The sequence below is a fragment of the Corynebacterium curieae genome (assembly GCF_027570035.1).
GTDB lineage: Bacteria > Actinomycetota > Actinomycetes > Mycobacteriales > Mycobacteriaceae > Corynebacterium > Corynebacterium curieae.
The window spans coordinates 888,806-910,135 of sequence record NZ_JAKMUU010000001.1 but is presented as its reverse complement, the minus strand read 5'-3'; the positions used below and the strand labels follow the sequence as shown (position 1 = coordinate 910,135).

The 21,330-nt window shown below is 57.7% G+C and carries 20 protein-coding genes and 1 tRNA gene; 14 read left to right on the top strand and 7 right to left on the bottom strand.

Translation table 11 applies throughout. The annotated features are described in order from the left end of the window. The first annotated feature begins 233 nt into the window (after window positions 1-233). Together L8V01_RS04225 and L8V01_RS04220 are read left to right on the top strand one after the other, a co-directional pair. Entirely contained in the window at window positions 234-962 is a 729-nt protein-coding gene (locus tag L8V01_RS04225) for an ABC transporter ATP-binding protein (protein ID WP_269945871.1), read from the top strand. Continuing rightward, entirely contained in the window at window positions 963-3,506 is a 2,544-nt protein-coding gene (locus L8V01_RS04220; protein ID WP_269945870.1) for an ABC transporter permease, read from the top strand. It abuts the gene before it with no gap. 55 nt (window positions 3,507-3,561) lie between these two features. On the opposite strand, the gene L8V01_RS04215 is transcribed toward L8V01_RS04220, so the two are convergent. From L8V01_RS04215 to L8V01_RS04195, 5 genes are all read right to left on the bottom strand, one after another. Further along, a complete protein-coding gene (locus tag L8V01_RS04215; protein WP_269945869.1) occupies window positions 3,562-5,871 on the bottom strand; it encodes a bifunctional lysylphosphatidylglycerol flippase/synthetase MprF in 2,310 nt (769 codons plus the stop codon). Further along, window positions 5,858-7,060 carry an alpha/beta hydrolase gene (locus L8V01_RS04210; RefSeq protein ID WP_269945868.1) on the bottom strand — a complete coding sequence of 401 codons (1,203 nt, stop codon included), beginning with the start codon at window positions 7,058-7,060 and terminating at the stop codon, window positions 5,858-5,860. Before L8V01_RS04210 ends, L8V01_RS04215 begins: the two co-directional genes overlap by 14 nt. A gap of 61 nt (window positions 7,061-7,121) precedes the next feature. Continuing rightward, window positions 7,122-7,481 (bottom strand): FluC/FEX family fluoride channel, encoded by a 360-nt coding sequence (locus tag L8V01_RS04205; protein WP_269945867.1) that lies wholly within the window; start codon window positions 7,479-7,481, stop codon window positions 7,122-7,124. Next, window positions 7,478-7,780, bottom strand: coding sequence for a fluoride efflux transporter family protein (locus L8V01_RS04200; RefSeq protein WP_269945866.1), 303 nt, complete (start codon window positions 7,778-7,780; stop codon window positions 7,478-7,480). Before L8V01_RS04200 ends, L8V01_RS04205 begins: the two co-directional genes overlap by 4 nt. 10 nt (window positions 7,781-7,790) lie before the next feature. Further along, window positions 7,791-9,212: an alanine/glycine:cation symporter family protein gene (locus tag L8V01_RS04195; protein ID WP_269945865.1), complete on the bottom strand. Its 1,422-nt coding sequence runs from the start codon at window positions 9,210-9,212 to the stop codon at window positions 7,791-7,793. Between the two features lie 136 nt (window positions 9,213-9,348). Here L8V01_RS04195 and pgm point away from each other — a divergent pair, with 136 nt between their 5' ends. From pgm to L8V01_RS04175, 4 genes are all read left to right on the top strand, one after another. Next, a complete protein-coding gene (pgm, locus tag L8V01_RS04190) occupies window positions 9,349-10,965 on the top strand; it encodes a phosphoglucomutase (alpha-D-glucose-1,6-bisphosphate-dependent) (RefSeq protein ID WP_269945864.1) in 1,617 nt (538 codons plus the stop codon). 43 nt (window positions 10,966-11,008) lie between these two features. Next, complete coding sequence (locus L8V01_RS04185; protein ID WP_269945906.1) at window positions 11,009-11,446, top strand: MauE/DoxX family redox-associated membrane protein; 438 nt, start codon at window positions 11,009-11,011, stop codon at window positions 11,444-11,446. Window positions 11,447-11,500: 54 nt separating this feature from the next. Then, complete coding sequence (locus L8V01_RS04180) at window positions 11,501-12,250, top strand: DsbA family protein (protein ID WP_269945863.1); 750 nt, start codon at window positions 11,501-11,503, stop codon at window positions 12,248-12,250. Window positions 12,251-12,326: 76 nt separating this feature from the next. Continuing rightward, window positions 12,327-12,399: transfer RNA gene (locus L8V01_RS04175), tRNA-Ala, on the top strand. 53 nt (window positions 12,400-12,452) lie between these two features. On the opposite strand, the gene L8V01_RS04170 is transcribed toward L8V01_RS04175, so the two are convergent. Beyond that, window positions 12,453-13,361, bottom strand: coding sequence for an NAD(P)/FAD-dependent oxidoreductase (locus L8V01_RS04170; protein WP_269945862.1), 909 nt, complete (start codon window positions 13,359-13,361; stop codon window positions 12,453-12,455). Between the two features lie 80 nt (window positions 13,362-13,441). Between L8V01_RS04170 and L8V01_RS04165 the strand changes: the two genes are divergently transcribed. Together L8V01_RS04165 and L8V01_RS04160 are read left to right on the top strand one after the other, a co-directional pair. After that, window positions 13,442-13,816 (top strand): DUF805 domain-containing protein, encoded by a 375-nt coding sequence (locus tag L8V01_RS04165; RefSeq protein ID WP_269945861.1) that lies wholly within the window; start codon window positions 13,442-13,444, stop codon window positions 13,814-13,816. A 30-nt stretch (window positions 13,817-13,846) separates the two neighbouring features. Then, entirely contained in the window at window positions 13,847-14,572 is a 726-nt protein-coding gene (locus tag L8V01_RS04160) for a fructosamine kinase family protein (RefSeq protein WP_269945860.1), read from the top strand. On the opposite strand, the gene nadE is transcribed toward L8V01_RS04160, so the two are convergent. Beyond that, the gene (gene nadE, locus L8V01_RS04155) at window positions 14,569-15,390 is read right to left on the bottom strand and encodes an ammonia-dependent NAD(+) synthetase (RefSeq protein WP_269945859.1); all 822 of its coding nucleotides are present in this window, start codon (window positions 15,388-15,390) and stop codon (window positions 14,569-14,571) included. The two genes, L8V01_RS04160 and nadE, sit on opposite strands and share 4 nt — an antisense overlap. A 27-nt stretch (window positions 15,391-15,417) precedes the next feature. Here nadE and L8V01_RS04150 point away from each other — a divergent pair, with 27 nt between their 5' ends. The 6 genes from L8V01_RS04150 to nrdE all read left to right on the top strand — a co-directional run bounded on the left by L8V01_RS04150 (window position 15,418) and on the right by nrdE (window position 21,319). Then, window positions 15,418-16,773 (top strand): sugar porter family MFS transporter, encoded by a 1,356-nt coding sequence (locus tag L8V01_RS04150; RefSeq protein ID WP_269945858.1) that lies wholly within the window; start codon window positions 15,418-15,420, stop codon window positions 16,771-16,773. Window positions 16,774-16,893: 120 nt separating this feature from the next. Continuing rightward, window positions 16,894-17,016, top strand: coding sequence for a type B 50S ribosomal protein L36 (gene ykgO, locus L8V01_RS04145; protein WP_003847162.1), 123 nt, complete (start codon window positions 16,894-16,896; stop codon window positions 17,014-17,016). Window positions 17,017-17,185: 169 nt separating this feature from the next. Further along, window positions 17,186-18,091, top strand: coding sequence for an esterase/lipase family protein (locus tag L8V01_RS04140; RefSeq protein WP_269945857.1), 906 nt, complete (start codon window positions 17,186-17,188; stop codon window positions 18,089-18,091). A gap of 317 nt (window positions 18,092-18,408) precedes the next feature. Further along, the gene (nrdH, locus tag L8V01_RS04135) at window positions 18,409-18,648 is read left to right on the top strand and encodes a glutaredoxin-like protein NrdH (RefSeq protein ID WP_198491999.1); all 240 of its coding nucleotides are present in this window, start codon (window positions 18,409-18,411) and stop codon (window positions 18,646-18,648) included. Between the two features lie 22 nt (window positions 18,649-18,670). Continuing rightward, on the top strand, window positions 18,671-19,102 hold the full coding sequence (gene nrdI, locus L8V01_RS04130) for a class Ib ribonucleoside-diphosphate reductase assembly flavoprotein NrdI (protein WP_269945856.1): 432 nt from the start codon (window positions 18,671-18,673) through the stop codon (window positions 19,100-19,102). A 54-nt stretch (window positions 19,103-19,156) separates the two neighbouring features. After that, window positions 19,157-21,319 carry a class 1b ribonucleoside-diphosphate reductase subunit alpha gene (nrdE, locus tag L8V01_RS04125; protein WP_269945855.1) on the top strand — a complete coding sequence of 721 codons (2,163 nt, stop codon included), beginning with the start codon at window positions 19,157-19,159 and terminating at the stop codon, window positions 21,317-21,319. Window positions 21,320-21,330 lie beyond the last annotated feature (11 nt).

The window sequence follows — 21,330 nt, the reverse complement described above, 5'->3', positions numbered from 1 at the left end:
ACCACACACCAAACCCACTGGAACCACACCTGGGCACAATACCTCGAGCTTTCTAAAAAGCGGGCTGATAGAAGGTAGGGCTAGGGAGTGGCCTGAACCTACGAAGCATGACCGAGCAAACGGTCATGCCGCGCTCTGGCATGCCGGTTTCCTCCTCTGGGATGATGTTGGCCTGAGATTACGGTCGCTAGACTAAAAGAGGTAATTTCCCATTTACAAGGAGAATTTGTCTCATGACTAATGCTGCGGCACGCGCCGTTGACTTGTTTAAGCAATACGGAAGCGATGACACAGCCGTTATTGCCTTGGACCACGTATCCATTGAATTCGGAAAGAACGAATTCACTGCGATTATGGGCCCATCGGGCTCTGGTAAGTCGACGCTGATGCACACCATGGCTGGTCTGGATTCGGCGACTTCCGGCTCGGCATTTATCGGCGAAACCGATATGTCTGCGCTTAATGACAAAGATATTACGGCGCTTCGTCGTGATCGCCTAGGATTCATTTTCCAGTCTTTTAATCTAGTGCCGACCCTGACCGCCGCGGAAAACATTACGCTGCCAACGGACATTGCGGGCAAGGATGTCGACAAGCAATGGTTTGAAGAGGTTACTCGCAGGCTGGGCCTAGCGGAGCGCTTGGAGCACCGCCCGGCTGAACTGTCCGGCGGTCAGCAGCAGCGCGTGGCCTGTGCTCGCGCTTTGGTTTCTCGTCCGGAAATCATTTTTGGCGATGAGCCCACCGGCAATCTGGACTCCAACTCTTCGGCTGAGGTGCTTGATATTCTTCGCACCGCTGTAGATAAGGACGATCAGACTGTGGTCATCGTGACGCATGATGCCAAGGCAGCGTCGTACGCTGACCGTGTGGTTTTCCTTGCTGATGGAAAGCTTGTGAACGAGTTGCACAATCCAACGATGGAGGCCATTCACCAAGTAATGGCGGAGATTGAGGGCTAAATGGCACGCGGAAGCGCAATGCGTAGGGTGTCCCTGCGCAATATCGTGGCGCATAAACTGCGCCTAGGGCTGACGATTCTTGCGGTGGTTTTGGGCACCGCGTTTATTGCCGGTTCTTTCATGTTCACCAATTCTCTGAAGTCTACTTTTGACTCCGCGGTGGATAATCAGTTCCGCGGTGTGGACGCGGTGGTGAGCCAAAAGGACGACAACGGCCCGAAGCTTGATGAGAAGCTTCGCCAGCAGTTGGCCGACGATGAAGATGTAAAGAATATCAACATCGCGGATTCGGAAACCGTCGTCGCCGCAAACGAGAATTCGGAGGCTTATCAGACGCAGGGCGGCACCGCCAATGTCGTTCCTTTCTACCCCGAGGATAAGGTCGTTGGTGGAGCCGACGAGCTGAAGGAAGGTGAAGAGCCGAGCGGCAAGGACGAGGTCCTCATCAATTCGACCGCCGCGGAGAAGTATGACATCTCCGTGGGGCAGAAGCTCATTGTGGTTCACCCAGATGAACAAGACACAGTGACCGTTTCCGGTATTTCTGAGTTGGCCGTGGACCAGGGCGATAGCATCGTGCTGAGCATGGCTGAAAAGGACTACCTTGAGCGCTACGGCGATCCGAGCCAGCTTAAAGTTTCTGCGGCCGATGGTGTAGATGCAAATTCTTTGGTGGATCACCTCAATGAGAAGTACGAGGTCAAGGCGGAGTCGGGCGAGCGCCTGGCGGAGGAAACCTCCGAGATGATGTCTTCTGCCCTGAAGTTCATCAATTATTTCCTCATTGCATTCGGCCTTATCGCGCTGCTGGTGGGCACGTTTATCATCGCCAATACTTTCTCGATGATTGTCGCGCAGCGCACCAAGGAATTTGCGCTCCTGCGTGCCCTGGGTGCTTCTCGCCGCCAGATTACGAACTCGGTGGTAGTGGAATCCGCCATTGTGGGCCTTTTGGGCTCTATCGTTGGCGTGGTTGCAGGCATGGGCTTGGTTGCCATTATCAAGGCGGTTATGAGCGCGAAAGGCATGCCGTTCGATGGCGGCTTGGGCTTGAGTGTGTCGGCCATTGTGGTCCCGATTATTTTGGGCACCATCGTCACGGTGGTTTCTGCGTGGGCCCCAGCACGGCGCGCGGGTCGCGTCCAGCCGGTAGAGGCTATGCGCACCACCGAGTCTGCCTCGGCTACTTCGCTAAAGGTACGCACGATTTTCGGCACCATTATCCTGCTGGTGGGCATTGCGGCGGCGTTGGCAGGCGTGCTTTCCGACGCCGAGACGAACATCCGCGCCATCCTCGTTGGCATCGGCGCGTTCGGCGTAATCGTTGGATTCTTCTTGGCCGGTCCGGCCCTGTCGCTACCTCTGGTTCCCACGGTGGGCAAGGCAATCGGTGCACCGTTTGGCGCTATTGGTTCACTGGCGGCGACGAACTCGCGACGCAATCCGCGCCGCACCGCCGCCACTGCCTTCGCGCTGACTTTGGGCGTGGCCCTAGTGACCGCCATTGGCATGCTTGGCGCAACGATGAAGTCCTCCGTGGCCGATACCGTCGAGCAAAACATCACCTCTGATTACCTGCTTTCCGGCCCTAGCTCCGGTGAGTTCCCGACGCCGAAGGACACTGGTAAGCGTGCGGCCGAAGCCGAGGGCGTCGATAAGGTCATTACCATCGGTATGGCTCCGGTAACTGTGGATGATCAGGCTTCGATGGATTATGGCCCGCAATACAAGCAGACAATGACTGCGGATAGTGATCCATCCTCGATGATTGCGCTCGACATGGTCGAGGGCGACGCCAACTTGGATAAGGGCTTTATTGCTACCGATGAGTTTGCCAAGGAACACGGTTGGAAGGTAGGAGAGACCTACAAGGTGGCTTCTGCCGCAAATGATAAGAAAGCCGAAGCCAAGCTTGTGGGCACCTTTAAGCCGACTGAAGTGGTGCAGAACATGGTGCTCTCGCAGGATGTGGCTGAGAAGGTTGCACCGGAGAGGTCCTTTACCGTGCAGATGGTAGGTGTCTTGGGACAAGAAGGCTATGACAAGGAAGAACTGCGCCATAATCTGGAGGATGCGGTCAAGGATTTGGTCGTGGTTCAGGTTAATTCTGGCGAGGAATATGCGGGCCAAGCCGCCGGATTCATCGACCAGATGCTTTCCATCCTGTATGGCCTGCTTGCCCTAGCAGTGATTATTGCCGTGCTGGGCATTGTCAATACCCTGACCTTGGGTGTCATTGAGCGCCGCCAGGAGATCGGCATGTTGCGTGCGGTGGGTACGCAGCGCCGCCAGATCCGCACGATGATTACGCTGGAGTCGGTGCAAATCGCGCTCTTCGGCGCGGTCATGGGCATCCTCATTGGCTTGGGCCTCGGTTGGTCCTTCATCGAGATCCTTGGTGATGAGGGACTGGACTCTGCGCAGATTCCGTGGGCGATGGTGCTCATCATGCTGGTGGGCTCGGCCATCGTGGGCATTATTGCGGCAGTATGGCCGTCGCAACGCGCGGCGAAGACGCCGCCATTGGAAGCAATCGCGGACTAGCCTTATAAGCCTAAGGTCTCCCTTCTTCGCACAAAGAAGGGAGACCTTATTGTATTTACGCGGCCATCCAAGCCCCGACCGCCGATACCGCATCCTTTGTTTTCATATCCGGCAGGTAGGCATGCATGGTGGCCAGCGCGATGGAAGGAAGTTTCAGTTCATCGTGGTAACAGAGGTACCACGGGTGCTCCTCGGGCTGGAATTTGCGCTTGCTGGCCGCTAGGGTGCGGAAGCCATAGAGCGGTTCGACTTCCTCGCCAATGCGGTTGAGGGCGACGTCGAGCCAATTAGGTTCGTCTGGTTGTCCGGCCAATGGGGCGCCGGAAAGGGAGATCCAGGCGAGGCCTTCGTCATGAGCGATGAGCATCGCTTCTGAGATGAGGAGCTCGATGACGCCTTTGAAGCCGTGCTCATTGCGGCGCATGACGTCGAGAACGTAGCCGACAATGGCACCATTTTCGTATACCGGCATCCAGCTGGTGACACCGTGTAGAGTGCCGTCGGCGGACTCAGCCAGCAAGAGCCGGGTGCCATCCACCATCATTTCCTCAAGACCGCCGAGGGTAAAGCCCATTTCAGGGAGGGCTTTGTCAGAGACCCAGTCCTCGCTCAGCGCGGTGATGCGGGCGATGGAGGCGATATCCAGCTCGCCCCACGTGGTCCAACGAGTGCTAACGCCATCCTTCGCGGCTTTATTGCGCGCGGTGCGCACGTTTTGGAATTTCTTTCCCTTGAACTCTACGGATTCGCAGTTGAGTACGGCTTCTTCTGCGACTTGGAGGCGCTTTAGCTGCGGGTGCGCGTCGGCGAATTGTGCATTGACGGAATACCACGCGACGGCCCAGCCTTGCTCGGCGGCGAATTGTTCAAATTCGGAACTTATATCGCGGCCGACGGGGGCGCCCAGCGTGAGGGCAATGCCATTGGAAACGCGATAAGCCACGTAGGAATCACCGTGGAAGAAATACCGGTTCGATTTCCACAGGGTCATAAAAGATAGGTGATCGCCGGTACCGGCTTCGAGTAAGCGGCGCGCGGTGTCGCGGTCGGACTCTTGGGCCGGGTCAACAGGACGGGAAAAACCGAGGTAGAGCCGAATAGCTACAAGGATCCAGAAAGCATTTCCTACCCACTCGTAGATGAACCAAGAAATCATGGTTGCTGGTGCGACGTGGTGGGGGAGGATGAGCGCGACGACGGCCGGTACGAAGCGCAGTGGGGTTTCTGCAAGGATCGCTGCTAGGTTCGCTGGAGGTACGGTGTTGTGCAGCGAGGCGGTCAAGACCCACAGGCCTGCGCCAAAGACGCCGGCGAGTCCGGCAAAGGCGACCGTGCGGATGAAAAATGCGTGGTTTTCGTGGGTGTGAAACAGCGATCGATTAATTAGCAGCATGAACAGTGCCAGCAGCCAAGGCAAGAGGACGAGCACGAGGTTGGGCAGGAGATAGCTCAGGCGGGCGTCATCCCAAAGCTGGTAGGTCAACAGGGCGATGGCAAGTATCTGGGTAATAACCGCCATCCACCACGCGAGCACGCGGCCGCGGGTAAGGCCAAAGCACACCACTAGTTGGATGATAAATGGCAGGATATTGGCTACCACGGCACCGATGCCTTGGGCGCGGGCGAGGTCGACTGCCGCGGTGCAGTTGGCAGAAGTGACCGAATCCGCGCAGGATTGGGTGGCCTCCAAAGCGGAAAGATGTGGGGCCCAAAGGAGCTGCGTAATCTGGGAAAAGGGGCCCTCTGCCATGGGGTCGAGCGCCACGAAGGCGGGCCCGATGGCTACGCAGGCGACGCCAACGGCGAGGAGTACGCGGCGCTCCCTGATGGAAGGCGGTGCGGGTTCGGGTTTAAAGAGAAGTTGGCCCGCCGTAATGGAAAGTGCGGCGGCAACGATGCCGAGGACATCGGACATGGTGCCGGAATAGAGCACAAAAGTAGCGGTAAGCACGATAAGCGAGATGCGTAGCCGGCGGCGCCACAGGCGGGGTAGGAGGGCGGAAGCAAAACCGGCGGTACCGGCGATAAACCCGATTGGAGTGAGGAAGGTATCGCTAAGGAGATCATTGCCCCACCGGTTCAGGCCTACGGTCTCGATGCCGCGGGCAAGGACGATGGATAGGGGCACAGAAATGAGCTGGGAGATAATTCCCACCGCCAACGTGCGCAGGGAGCCCAAGCGCCATTCTGCGGGTACGAGCCAGAACAGGATAAGGACCGACAAGATGATGGCGCCGCCAGGGTGAGCGGTAGTCAGCGCCAACCAGTGAGAGGTGGGGAAGTCCACTAGGTGGAGCGCCCACATAACGACTAAGACGGCTAGGGAAACAGGAAACCTGGTCAGGATGGTTTTAAGAACGGACATCATTGGCTCCAATTCCGTCGAAGGGATCTTTAATCGCGTTCATGCCACCGCGACGGGCAGCCCAAGCGAAAGATTCGCGCAGGGCTGGGCGCCACACTTGAAAGGAGTGGCCGCCAGGGCGGGTGCCGAAGTAGGTTTTCATGCCGGCGTTGCGGGCGGCGTCGGAAAGCGAGCGCAGGGCATTGACGGAAGCTGTGTCCTTATCGCCAGCGATGAAGATGGCTTGGGCGGAGTTGCGCTTGCGGGCAAGCAAGTGGGCGGGGTCCTGGTCATTGAAGGCGGACTCGTCGCCAGCGAAGAATTTCTTCACCGTGGCCGCGTGGTTGCCAATGGTGGGTTCGGCCTCGCCGGAAATGTCGATGATAGAGCCATAGGCTTCGGGGCGGTTGGTGGCGATCTGCAGGGAGCAGGTGCCGCCGTAGCTTAGTCCACCGACGGTCCAAGTGCGCTGATCCGGGTTAACCTTGAACTTCTGCTTGATAGCCTGCGGCACGTCTTGGCTGAGGTAGGTCATGACCTTGGCCTGGGTACTATCGGCGCAGATGGGATTGGCAGTTTCAGAGCCGGTGGCGTCTACGGCAACGACGATGGGGCTGCGGCCTCCATTCGCCGCCTGGAACTGGTCCGCGGTTTCAGCCGCCTCTCCAGAACCGAACCACTGCTCCGGGCCACCTGGGTTGCCGTGCAGGAGGACGATGACGGGCAGGGTGTGGTCCGTCCAGTAGGCAGGCGGGATATACGCCGTAGCTTGGCGGGCGGAGAAATGGGAGGTGGTGCCTGGAAGATCGACGTGGACGATCGCCGCACCGGAATTGGTGTGGGAAAACTCCTCGTAGCTCATCTCTTTTGCCACGGGGCGTGGGTCCAGGGAGGCAATATCTGGATAGGTTTGGTACTCCATGTTGATGATGCCAACCGTGGCCAAAAGGGAGAAGATTCCGGCGGTAACCGTAATAATCTTGGGTTTGCGAACCATTGCCGCTACGGGAACGAAAGCTGCGAGGAAGATATACCACGGCACTTGCCAGTGTCGGAGAAAGTACCAAGTGATGACGCACAGCAGGGCCGCGATAACCAGCGGCCACACCTTGCGTTGAAGGAGAACGATGATTCCTGCAATCGCGAGGATGGCGTAGAAGATCACGCCGTTGATGGGATCCGCCAAAGGCAGATTCAAAAGGAAACTCACGCGGAAAACATTAGGCCTGTGCAGGACAAAAGTAACTGCTAGTTAGCTGGGAGTTTGCCCCTTAAACCCCGTGATAAATGCGTGCCGCCCAGATGGTGCCGCGCCAGGCTAGAACGATGCCGAGGCCGATGGTCCAGAAGAGATATTTGCTAAGCCGCCACCACCGCTTGCGTTTGATCATTTCTCCCAGTTCCTTCGCCAACGTGGACCAGGTGGATAGGCCGCCGGCTAGGCCGAGGGCGAGGAAGGGGTGAATAAGGGAGGCGTCGGTAAGCTGGGCAAAACCATAGGCCAAGCCTAAAGCAAGGGAGCCCAAGATATTCGCTACGAAGGTGCAATAGGGGGCGGGTACAAGCCGGGTAAAGCCATAGCGCAGGCTGCCACCAACGAAGCCGCCGAGAAGGACCCAGATAAGATTCATCGCAGTTTGTCACCTGCCAGGTAGCCGCCCACGCAGCCGACGATGGTGGCCAGGACATAGGCTAGGGCGGTAGTCCAATGGGCCTCGGAAGTCAGGAAGGCGAAGGTGGCAAAGCTGGTGAAACCGCCGAGCACGCCGGTGCCCCAAAAGGGGCCGGGGCGGAAGTAGCCCATGAGCGCGCTGCCAAGGATATTGATGACGAGCAACGGGATCATGCCGCCGCCGAGCGCTGCGGAAAGCAAGTACCGGGCCGCCGCGCCGAGCGCAGCGCCAGCACCCACGACGAGGAATTGAGGCATGCGGCCTATGTTACTTCCAGTCCATCCCCTGGGACTCTACGAACGCGCGGACCTCTTCTACCGGTTTATTGAGCTTGGGGTCGAAGGCTAGGTACGCCTTGGTCTCGCGCGCTACGAGGCCCGAAAGAAGGAGCAACCCAATGAGGTTCGGGATAGCGATAAGGCCATTGGCCAGGTCGGAGAATGTCCAGGCGAGCTCGAGCTCCGAGACGGAACCGACAAAAAGGAGACAGGCAAAGAACATGCGGTAGGGGATAGAGGCCTTGCGGCCGCAGAGGGACTCCAAAGAGCGCTCGCCGTAATACGCCCAGGCCATGATGGTGGAAAAGGCGAAGAAAATAATGGAGAGGGAAACGATAGTGCCGCCCCAGTCTCCCGGCAGTACGCGGGAGAAGGCCTCGGCCGTCATGATTCCAGCTTCATCGCGGCCCATATCCCAGGTACCGCCCACTACGATGACCAAGCCGGTGATGGTGACCACGATGATGGTATCGATGAAGGTCTGTGTCATCGACACCAACCCCTGGCGCGCCGGGTGCGGGGTCTTGGCGGCCGCAGCGGCGATGGCGGCGGAGCCCATGCCGGATTCATTGGAGAAGATGCCGCGGGCGACGCCGTATTGAATGGCCATCATGATGGTAGAGCCCACGAACCCGCCGCCGGCGGCGGTACCGGTAAAGGCATCGCTGAAGATCATGGCGAAGGCTGCGGGGATCTCCGTGGCATGCGAGAAGATCACATACAGTCCGCCCAATACGTAGACGATGATCATCAACGGCACGAAGGCGGCGGTAATGCGGCCGATGGCCTGGATTCCACCAAGGAGCACGGAGCCCACCAAGACGAACAGGATCGCACCGGTGGCCGCCGGGGCGATACCGAAGGTCGATTCCATATTGGTGGCCACAGCATTAGCTTGGGCGAGGTTGCCGATGCCAAAGGACGCGCAGATTGCAAAGATGGCAAAGAAAACTGCGAGTACCGAGCCGAGCGGTCCGGGGAGGCCACGCTTCAGGTACTGCTGCGGTCCGCCGGACATCTCGCCCTTGGAATCCGTGGTTCGGAAACGCACGCCCAGGTAGGCCTCGGTGTACTTGGAAGCCATGCCCACTAGGCCGGTAATCCAAATCCATACCAGCGCGCCAGGACCGCCGATGGACAGCGCGGTGGCCACGCCCACGATATTTCCCACGCCCACGGTGGCGGCAAGTGCGGTGGTCAGCGCCTGGTAATTGGAAATATCGCCTGCGGTGGACTCATTATCAGAATCTTTGGCAAAGACGTGGCGCGTTGCGCGGCCCAGCGCGCGGAATTGGATTCCGCCCAAACGAATTGTCAGCCATAGGCCGGTTCCCAGCAGGAGGGGAATGAGGATGAATGGCCCCCAGACCACGGTGCTGATGGCGGAGAGGATGGAATTAAGCGAGTCCATTCTGCAAACCTAGCGAACTATAGAAATAGAGTAAATTCGTCCATACCCCCAGCCGGGGGAATGTTCGTCCTGCGCAACCACGGGAGAGCAGGCAAGCTGGAATGGCATACCACCCCAACCCTTCAAGGAGCACGCCATGGCCCACGAGCGCGCCGGCACGCTGGCACAGCCCACGGATCTTATTGATATTGCAGAATTGGTCACCGCCTACTACACCCGCACCCCGGATGCGGAGGACCCGGATCAGCAGGTGTCCTTCGGTACCTCAGGCCACCGCGGCTCAGCGCTCGATTGCGCCTTTAATGAGGCTCATATCCTAGCGATTACCCAAGCCATTGTGGATTACCGCGCGGAACAAGGCGTTGCTGGGGCGATTTTCATCGGCCGCGATACCCACGCGTTGTCCGAGCCTGCCATGGTCTCCGCCCTCGAGGTGCTGCTGGCCAATGGGGTGGAGGTTCGCGTCGACGAGCGCGGCCGCTACACGCCGACCCCAGCGGTTTCCCACGCCATCCTGACTAACCCCGGCACCGATGGCATCGTGATTACCCCGTCCCATAATCCTCCCCGCGATGGCGGTTTCAAATACAACCCGCCTACCGGTGGACCGGCCGACGCTCAGGCCACCGATTGGATTGCGGGCCGCGCGAACGAATACCTGCGCGCCGGGTTGGAGGGCGTGAAGCGGACGTCTGTCGCGGGCGTGCTGGACGAGCGCTGCGTGAAGCACGACTACGTGCAAAACTACGTGGCTGACCTTAAGAATGTGGTGGATATGCAGGCCATTAAAGATTCCAGTCTGCGCATCGGTGCCGATCCCATGGGCGGTGCCTCCGTGGATTATTGGCAGGCCATCGCGGACCATTATGAGCTCAATATGACCGTGGTAAACCCAGAGGTGGATTCCACGTTCCGCTTTATGACCTTGGATACGGATGGCAAGATCCGCATGGATTGTTCCTCGCCGGATGCCATGGCCTCGCTTATCGACGCCCGCTCTAACTTCGAACTTGCCACCGGCAACGATGCCGATGCAGACCGCCATGGCATAGTTACGCCCGATGCCGGCCTGATGAACCCCAATCACTACCTCGCAGTGGCCATCGAGTACCTCTTTAGTCACCGCCCGCAGTGGGGGAGCGCCGGTGTGGGCAAGACTTTGGTGTCCTCCTCCATGATCGACCGCGTGGTAGAAAGCCTGGGTCGCGACCTGGTGGAGGTTCCCGTCGGCTTCAAGTGGTTTGTCCCGGGGCTGCTCGAAGGCACTATTGGCTTCGGTGGTGAAGAATCCGCCGGCGCATCCTTCCTGCGCCTCGATGGCTCCGTGTGGTCCACCGATAAGGATGGCATCATTATGGATCTCCTCGCCGCGGAGATCACCGCCGTCACCGGCAAGACTCCGTCCCAGCGCTACGCAGAACTGGCGCAGAAATTCGGCGCCTCAGCCTATGCCCGCACCGACGCCCCCGCTAACCGCGAGCAGAAGGCCATCCTTAAGAAGCTGTCTCCTGAAAAAGTATCCGCCACGGAGCTGGCGGGCGAGGAAATCGTGGCCAAGCTGACGGAGGCGCCCGGCAACGGTGCGGCCATTGGCGGCCTGAAGGTAGCGACGGAAAATGCCTGGTTTGCCGCCCGACCTTCCGGCACGGAAGATAAGTACAAAATCTATGCCGAGTCTTTCTTGGGTGAGGAACATCTCAGACAGGTGCAAGCAGAAGCACAGGCAGTTGTTGCCAATGTTTTAAAGGGTTAACGCTAAACTCATCCTCGTGAGTAGCAAGATTAATGGGAAGCTGATGCTTGATGTCATCAGCTTCATCGCCCGCTTTGGCATGGCCTGGGTGTGGATTGACGCCGGCGTGCACAAGCTCGGCAAAACCCTAGACATGACCCAGGCCATTAAGGGCTATGACATTTTTACGCCTGATTGGGCTGGCTACCTCGCCACTATCATTGGCCCGCTAGAGGTTATTGGTGGCGTGCTCTTGCTGCTCGGGCTGTTTTTGCGAAAGTCCTCCATCGTGGCCACCATCGTGTTGCTGCTATTTATGGTGGGCATCGCACAAGCCTGGGTCCGTGGACTGGATATTGACTGCGGCTGCTTTGGCTATGACGCCCAAAACCCTGACCGAGGAATGGACTATGCGAAGACGCTGTTGCGCGATGCCGCATATTTATTCTTCACTGTATGGACTATCAAACGCCCTTTCACCAAGTTTGCCCTTCACCCCTAATAGGTGGGCAAGGTAGGCTGAATTAGTCCGGAAATTTTCGAAGGCAAGGTTCAAATGAGCAAAGTAACTGACCCGAACGCCAAGGGTGGCAACGGATTTATTTGGGGAGTCGGCGTACTCCTCGTCATCATTGCCGTTGTCATTGGCTACATCGTGTGGAACGGTAAGCAGTCTTCCCCTAATACTCTTGGTGATGTTGATGTCCAGGACGTAAATATGTCCATGGAATACAACGACGGTGCCATCACCCTCAAGTCCGAGAGCGCCAAGAAGGGTACCCCTGAGGTGGATCTATATGAGGACTTCTCCTGCCCTCACTGTGCTGAGTTGGCTCAGGCTACGGACGGGGACATGAAGAAGGCCATCGAAGACGGCAAGCTCATCGTCCACGTGCGTACCCTCAACTTCCTGGATGGCAAAGAAATCGAAACCCAGGAAGGCTACTCCACTAAGGCGGTAGCCGCTATGTCCGAGCTGTCTAAGTCGGGCGACGTTAAGACCTACTGGAACCTGCGCGATTACATGCTGCAGAATCAGCAGAAGGTGGCTACTTCTTGGGAGATTGAGGACATTGCGGACGCGGCCAAGGAACTTCGTGCCGACGATGATGTCGTCAAGTCCATGAAGGACGTGGACATCAAGCAGGGCAATAAGGTGGCGAAAATCAACTACGACAAGCTGGATAAGGAAACCGGCTCTGTCTCCTCGCCGCGTATTGTCAAGGATGGCAAGGATGTTCCATCCGAAAAGGATAAGAAGGCGGGCAAGAACCTGGGTGACTGGGTAGAGATCGTCACCAAGTAGCAGGCGATTTGGAGAGTTAAATACCCTCCATGTATATTTAAGCGAGTTGCAGCCCACAGGGTTGCACCTCGTTTGAGGGGCTATGGCGCAGCTGGTAGCGCACCACACTGGCAGTGTGGGGGTCACGGGTTCGAATCCCGTTAGCTCCACAATATAAAGGAGAGGAACATTAGTTCCTCTCCTTTTTCTTTGTTGCGGTGGGCTAGAGCTCCGCGAGATCCTCATCGAGCATGCGCTGATCGATGGCGATACCGACAGCCGCACCACTTCCCATCGCTTGCGAGACTTGGTCTGGCGAGCTGACCACATTGCCTGCTGCCCACAGGCGCGATACCGAGGTCTGGCCATGCTCTACGCTGACCCACCCATTGGCCAATTCGCAGCCGACATCCCGCAGCAGTGCGTCGTTGGGCAGAAAATCAGGCCCCGTAAAGCATGCTTCGTAGGTGTCTTCTTCAGTGGAGCTTTGCACTACTACGCCGGTCGGAGATGTCTCCTCTGGACGGACTTGTGTCACTTGCGCATCGTTTACCTCTACGCCCAATCTGGTGAGTTGAGAGTGATCAAGATCGGTGAGCTCAAGGCCGTTGGGGTAGAAGGTCAGTGTGTCTGACCACTTGGACAGCAGTTTGCTAATGCGGATGGTAAAAGGCAGGTTCACTCCGCCGATGAGCGCAACCTTCTTCCCAGTGACCTCGTAGCCGTGGCAGTACGGGCAGTGAAAGACCCGTGTGCCCCACAAGTCGTTGAGTCCAGGGACCGCGGGAAGCTTATCTTTGAGCCCTGTAGCGACGAGAACGTGGCGGGACTCGAGAACCTCGCCGCCGGCAAGTTTTACCTGCCAAGGCCCGTGCTCGGAAGTGCGGGTGAGTTTATCCACCGAGCCGTGGGAAATGGCACCGCCGAATTTCTTCACCTCCGCGTGACCGCGCTGGAGCAGTTCGGTAGGGGCCGCGCCGTCGAGGCCAAGGATGCCATGGGAATGTTCGCTGAAACGATTGCGGGGAGCACCGGAATCGATAACCTGAACATTGCGGTTGGCGCGGGCTAACGTGATGGCCGCAGCGGTGCCGGCAAAGCCACCGCCGATAATGATGACGTCTGGTTGCATTGCTCCTCCTTTATAGGAAGTGGGTAGCATGGTTCGCAGCCGAGTATATGCAGTCAACGTCGAAGGGTCTCGCGCGCAGAATGACTGATGAAGCCACAGGGTTCTTTACACGCGAAGCGCTTTATGGGGCGTCTCCTGTGCAGGCGGTGGGCAGGTTCTTCGCGAAATACTTCAACTTTCGTGGCCGGGCGTCCATGAGTGAGTTTTGGTGGGTCTTTGGCTTCCTCGTGCTGATTTCTGTGTCAATTGGCATTATTGACCGGCACTTTGGCGTGGATATTGAGACTATTGCAGAGGCGGTACTGGTAATTCCAGTCGTTTCCTTGATGTGCCGGCGGCTGCACGATTCCGGGCGGACGGGGTTGTTATGCCTGATCGGGTTCATTCCCGTGTTTGGTGGAATCGCGTTGCTCTTTATGATGGCCCTGCCCACGAGGGACTGCGCGGCGCTTTAAGAATTTCCTTGCTTGATTAGGCTGGGCGGCATGCAGACTTTTTCAAAGCGAGTACGCGACACGGATCAAGCAGGAGCCGAGGCGGCTGGATTGCGGTGGCTCGGGGAAGCCACCGACGCGGTAGTCAATGTCGTAAGCGCCGACGAACAGGAAATAGTTACCGAGCGCGTGGACGAGGTCATGCCCACGCCGGAGGCGGCCCGCAAGTTTGGTGCGGAGCTGGCGCGCATGCACCGCGCCGGAGCTGAGGCGTTTGGCGCGCCTCCTACCGGTTGGGAGGGAAAGAACTTCATCGGCAGCATCGAGCAAGACTGCATCCCGACGGATAATTGGGGCGAGTTCTACGTTAACCAGCGCGTGCTGCCCTTCGCGGAACTGGCGGGGATAAGTGCGGCGCAGCTGGACTTGGTAAGGCGTGCCTGCGACGCCATCGCCGCGCGCAGTTGGGATGTGACACCGGCTCGCATCCACGGTGATCTGTGGGCGGGCAACCTGCTTTTTGGGTCCGACGGCGGCATCATGATTGACCCTGCCGCCCATGGTGGGCACCCGCATACGGATTTGGGAATGTTGGCGCTTTTCGGGGCGCCATACCTCGAGGAAATCTTTCAGGGTTATGGTGCGCCGAAGGACATTGAGAAGTGGATTCCCATGCACCAGCTACACCCGTTGGCGGTGCATGCGCTTACGCACGGTGCCAGCTATAACCGACCGCTGGAGCGCGCGGCGGCCGCTACCTTGGAGGCCCTGGGCTAAAGGTTCGGTCCCTGCGGCATGATGCGCTTGTGAGCACCGCGGTGCCATAAGGTTTCGATGCGCTCGCGGGCGGCGTCGGGAACCGCCTTGCCCTCCAGATAGTCATCGATGTGGGCGTAGGTGACGCCGAGAGCCTCTTCGTCCGGCAGCTGTGGCTTATCGTCCTCCAAGTCCGCGGTGGGGACCTTCTCCCAGGTAGAGCGCGGGGCACCGAGGTGCTCTAGGAGGGCGGCACCTTGGCGCTTATTGAGCCCGGCTAGGGGGAGTAGGTCTGCCGCGCCATCGCCCCACTTGGTAAAGAAGGCGGTAACGTTCTCTGCCGCATGATCAGTGCCGATTACTAGCGCGCCGACCTCGCCGGCGATGGCGTATTGGGTGGTCATGCGCAGGCGCGCTTTGGTATTGCCGCGGTTGAAATCGGTGACGTCGGCAAGCTGCAGCGCATCCGCCACCTGTTCGTTGAGGGCCAAGGTGGCCGGCTTGATATCGACGGTGGGGCGGTGATCGGGCTGGATGAAATCCAAGGCAATCTGGGCATCGTCCTCATCGGCCTGCACGCCGTGGGGTAAGCGCACGGCCCAAAACTCCGCGCCGTCGACGCGCTCCACCGCCAGCTGCGCAAGCTTTCCCGCCAAGGTGGAATCTTGGCCGCCAGAGATACCCAGCACGTAGCCTTTAGCGCCGGTGGTGCGCAGGTAATCAACAAGGAAATCCACGCGGCGTCGCACTTCGGCTTCTGGATCGATAAAGGGGCGCACACCCAGGGCTTTTATGATGGTTTGCTGCAAGTTTTCGGCATCATTCGACATGACGTTCATGGTAGCCGCCTGACACAATATTGTGCTGTGAATAAGGAAGGTTATGTCAAGGTAGTAGCTGGCATAGCGGCCCTAGGCGGGCTGCTATTTGGATACGACACCGGAGTGATGTCCGGTGCCTTGCTTTTTATTAGCCCTGCATTCGATATGAGCGCCCACCAGGAAGGCTGGGTGACCTCGATGCTGCTGGTGGGCGCGACCGTTGGTGCGCTGACGGCTGGGCGCATCGCCGATAGGTATGGGCGCCGCTTCACGCTGATTGCAGGCGGCATTATTTTCGTGGTGGGCTCCATCTGGTGTGCCCTGTCCGGTTCAGTGGGGATGTTGGCCACCGCGCGTACCTTCTTGGGCTTTGCCGTGGGTGCAGTCTCCATCGTGTCCCCCATGTACATCGCGGAGATAGTGCCCGCAAAGGTGCGCGGGCGCATGGTCTCGCTCAATACCCTCGCAATTGTGGTGGGCCAGTTGATGGCTTATCTGGTCAACTCTGCTCTGGCCTCTACCGGCAGCTGGGAGTGGATGCTGGGCCTAGCCGCCGTGCCGGGCCTAGCGTTGGCTCTCGGAATGGCTTTCCTGCCAGAGACGCCAGTATGGCTGGCAACCAACGGGCGCATGCCCCGCGCCCAGGAGATTGCCGGGCGCGCCGGGATGGATATCTCGGAGCTGACCTCGCAGGAGACCGCGCGAAAGTCCAGCGGATCTGAGTGGAAGGCCCTGAAAGCTAATCGGTGGATGCAAATTACGGTGCTACTTGCCATGCTGATGGGCCTGACGCAGCAGATTACCGGCGTCAATGCAATCGTGTATTTTGCACCGACCATGATGAACCAGGTGGGGATTTCTACGGCCAATTCGGTCTATACCTCCATCGTCATTGGCGCAGTTTCCGTGCTGGCCTGCTGGGTGGGGCTGAAGGTTGTGGACCGCATCGGGCGCAAGCGTTTGTTGCTGATCGGCCTGACCGGCAACGTGGTCTCGCTCTTTATCCTCTCCTTTGCCTATTCCCACGCGCAGGACTCCACTGCCATGGCGATGGTCTCGTTGGTATTTATGGCGCTATTTATCGCCTTCCAACAGGCGGCGGTCTCACCCACCACGTGGCTGCTCATCTCCGAGCTGGTGCCGCTGCAGGTGCGAGGCCTAGGTATGGGCATTGCGGGGCTCTCGCTATGGGCTACCAACTGGGCTGTGGCACAGTACTTCCTGCCATTGGTGGAGTGGCTGACCGGCCCAGTGGCGTTTATCGTCTTTGGAGTCTTTGGTCTCATCGCCATCGGCTACACCAAGGTTTTGGTTCCAGAGACTATGGGACGTAGCCTGGATGAGGTAGGCGAGGAGATGAAGTCGCGCTTTGGGCGCGAGTCCGCAGCTGTTGAGCCTTAGTGTTTTGGTATTGACGGCCGTGTGAGGTAACATTTTTCCTCGTGTCATGGCTGGGGATTCCCAGTCCGTGCTTTACTTATTCAACCGCATGTAGATTGCGCATAACGAAAGGAGCGCCCGATGAAGGTCCGTAAGTCCCTTCGGTCGCTGAAGAAGAAGCCGGGCGCCCAGGTTATTCGCCGCCACGGTAAGGTCTTCGTGATCAACAAGAAGGATCCCCGTTTCAAGGCTCGTCAGGGCTAATTGAAGCGCTATTCCATCCGCCTCCCCGGTTTCCGGGCGGGGCGGATTTTTTATGCACAAGTGCGTGAGTTTTGGCACAAATATAATAATTTCTAAGCTTAGGTAAGCGACAATCTTAATATATGAATATAATTATATTATCTGTCAATGCCGTAAGAAAGAAGAAAAAGTGTCTAAGCGAATTGTGACTGCACTTGTTGCTGCCGCCCTAGGATTTTCTATCCCAGTTGCTCATGCAGGCGAACCACAGTGGGAATCCTCGGTTCCGGCGTCCTTTGGTATCAATGACCAATCCTGCGTTCCTTCTGGTGAGATTGCCGAGCCTGTGGTGCTTCTACACGGCACCTATAACAATGCCGGCGTGTGGAAAGACTTGATACCACTCCTTCAGGAAGAGGGTGCGTGTGTCTGGGCCTTTGACTATGGGGCGGAGGACGTTTCCCTGCAGAATGCCTCTCCTTCCACTAAGGCCATTGCGGACTTAGATGTTGCCGCCAATGAGATCGCAGAACAGGTGGACTATGTCCGCGCGGTAACCGGCGCGGAAAAGGTGGACCTGGTGGGGCACTCGCAAGGAGGTACCCACATCAAGACCTATACCCAGATGCACGGTGGAGCTCAGCATGTGGCACGGGCTGTTGCCTTGGGTGGTAACTTCCATGGCACCACACTTAATGGGCAAGGTGAGGGCCTCTCCAAGTTCATCGGCACCGCGCCCCGTCTTGCCGCATTCCTTGCTAGCACGGCAGGCATACAGCAGGTGGTGGGCTCGGAGTTTATGCAGCGGCTTAACGCCTTGCCGGACACCGCTCCTGGCGTGAGCTATACCTCCATTTACTCGCCGGCAGATAAGACGGTGACCCCGAATAGTTCGTCCCGGCTCGTGGCTGTCGACGGCGCCGATGTGGTCAACCTTGACCTTGGCGAGGTCTGCGGCGTGGCTCCTCGGCACGATAGGTTGCCGGCCGACAAGGCGGCGTTGAGCCAGGCGATTTTCGGTTTGAAGCGCGCCCCGGGGCAGGGGCCGGATCCTGCGACCTGCGCTTCCGGGGAGTCGTTGGTGATCAACTCTTAAAGTTCTGGACCGGGTGCGAAATGTGAACTTTGACACACAAAATGGTGAACTCCAGGTAAACCTGCAGGAATCTCATTGGTGTAGTTTCATGGCTGTCCTTGGGTGTGGTCAACATGTGGGGCCTGGGGGTGTCTCATCCTGGGAATACCATGCCTGTAACTACTACATGTTGTGTTGGTTGCGGGCATTTCCCCCAAAGTATAGTGTCGTTGGTGTTGTTCAGAGCGGCGCAGGAAGCGCCCGGTTAGGCGGAATTTTCGTCGCGCGTTGCACCCCGCTCTAACGAATTCTCGATGAAGGAGCTTTAAAGGATCTATATGTCTATCACCGTTTACACCAAGCCAGCTTGTGTTCAGTGCAACGCCACCAAGAAGGCCCTCGACCGCGCCGGTCTCGATTACAATTTGGTTGATATTTCTGTTGATGATGAAGCCCGTGACTATGTCATGGCATTGGGCTACGTTCAGGCACCAGTAGTTGAAGCTAATGGCGAGCACTGGTCCGGTTTCCGCCCTGACCGCATCAAGGGCTTGGCTTCCGTAGCGGCATCCGCTTAAGGGGTAAGGGAGGCCAGTAGCCATGTTGGTCGTGTATTTTTCCTCCGCGACGGAAAATACGCACCGGTTCGTGCAGAAACTGGGCTTTCCCAGTGCGCGCATCCCGCTGCGCCGCACGGAAGAGCCACTGCAAGTAAACGAACCCTATGTCTTGGTGTGCCCCACCTATGGCGGGGGCGCTTCCATCAGCCACCAAAACTCCCGGCCCGTGCCCAAGCAGGTTATTAAGTTCCTCAATGATGAGCACAACCGCAGCCTCATTCGCGCGGTAATTTCTGGTGGTAATAGCAATTTCGGTGCCGATTTTGGCAAAGCTGGTGATGTCATCAGTGCCAAATGCAAGGTGCCCTATGTTTATCGTTTCGAGTTGCTGGGAAACGAAGACGATATAAAAATTTGTCGTGAAGGCTTATTGGCCAACGCAGCCGAGCTCAGGCTCGAAGCTGCCGCCTAGCGCCTTCTGCGACTTCAATACAGATCCTGATTTTTAAGAAAGGCCTTGTCAGCTGTGAGTACGCAATTGGGGAAGACCGTCGCCGAGCCAGTAAAGCCAGAGGAGCAGTTGGATTACCACGCTCTGAACGCGATGCTGAATCTCTACGATGCAAATGGCAAGATTCAGTTCGATAAAGACCGCGAGGCCGCTAACCAATTCTTCCTGCAGCACGTAAACCAGAACACGGTCTACTTCCACGATCTGGAAGAAAAGATCGACTACCTGATCAATAACAAGTATTACGACCCACAGGTCATTGAGCAGTACGATTTCTCCTTCATCAAGGAATTGTTCAAGCGGGCCTACGCCTATAAATTCCGTTTCAAGTCCTTCCTGGGCGCGTATAAGTACTACACGAGCTACACGCTGAAGACCTTTGATGGCCGCCGCTACTTGGAGCGTTTTGAAGACCGGGTCTCCATGACGGCTCTATTTTTGGCGGATGGCGATACCGGCCTCGCAGAGCACCTTGTCGATGAGATTATGACCGGCCGTTTCCAGCCGGCTACCCCGACCTTCCTCAATGCTGGCAAGGCCCAGCGCGGCGAGCTCGTTTCCTGCTTCTTGCTGCGCATAGAGGACAATATGGAGTCCATCGGCCGCTCCATCAACTCCGCATTGCAGCTATCCAAGCGCGGCGGCGGCGTAGCGCTGTTGCTGTCTAATATCCGCGAGTCCGGTGCGCCGATTAAGCACATTGAGAATCAGTCCTCCGGCGTTATTCCGGTGATGAAGCTCTTGGAGGATTCTTTCTCCTACGCTAACCAGCTCGGCGCCCGCCAGGGTGCCGGTGCGGTCTACCTCAACGCGCACCACCCGGACATCATGAACTTCCTAGATACCAAGCGCGAGAATGCGGATGAAAAGATCCGCATTAAGACCCTCTCGCTGGGTATCGTCGTGCCGGATATTACCTTCGAGCTGGCTAAGCGCAATGACGATATGTACCTCTTCTCGCCGTACGACGTCGAGCGGGTCTATGGCAAGGCTTTCGGTGACATCTCCGTGACCGAGCACTACGAAGAGATGGTGGAAGACCCACGCATCCGTAAAAAGAAGATCAACGCCCGTCACTTCTTCCAAACCGTGGCAGAGCTGCAGTTCGAATCCGGCTACCCGTACATCATGTTCGAGGACACCGTGAATCGCGCCAACCCGGTAAAGACCTCGTGGATCAATATGTCTAACCTGTGCTCGGAGATCTTGCAGGTCAACTCCCCATCCGAGTTCAATGCGGACCTGACCTACGAGGAGCTGGGCAGCGATATTTCTTGCAACTTGGGCTCGCTGAATATTGCGATGACCATGGATTCGCCGGACTTTGCCAATACGGTGGAAACGGCCATCCGTGGCCTGACCGCCGTGGCGGATAAGACCTCCATCGATTCCGTACCGTCTGTGCGCCGCGGCAATGATGAGTCACATGCCATCGGCTTGGGACAGATGAACCTGCATGGTTATTTGGGCCGCGAGCACATCGAGTACGGCTCGGAAGAGGGCTTGGACTTTACCAATGCTTACTTTGCCGCAATTTTGTATGCGGCGCTGCGTGCTTCCAATAAGATTGCCCGTGAGCGCGGGGAGTACTTCAAGGAATTCCCGCAGTCCGAGTATGCCTCGGGCGAATTCTTTGACCGCTACGATCCGGAAGAGTTTAAGCCGAAGACCAAGAAGGTGCAGGCGCTTTTCGACGCCTCTTCGATCCACACCCCGTCCGCCCAAGATTGGGAGGATCTGAAACAGGACGTGGCCAAGTATGGCCTGTACAACCGCAACCTGCAGGCGGTGCCACCGACGGGCTCGATTTCTTATATCAATAACTCCACCTCGTCCATCCACCCAATTGCCTCCAAGATTGAGATCCGCAAGGAAGGCAAGATCGGCCGCGTCTACTACCCGGCGCCGCATATGGATAACGAGAACCTGGAGTACTTCAAGGACGCCTACGAGATCGGCTACGAGAAGATTGTTGATACCTACGCCGTAGCTACCAAATACGTGGACCAGGGTCTATCGCTCACGCTCTTCTTTAAGGACACCGCGACCACCCGCGAGGTCAACCGCGCACAGATTTATGCGTGGCGCAAGGGCATTAAGACCTTGTACTACATCCGCTTGCGCCAGATGGCGCTGGAAGGCACTGAGGTCGAGGGCTGCGTATCCTGCATGCTTTAAACCGTAGCTAG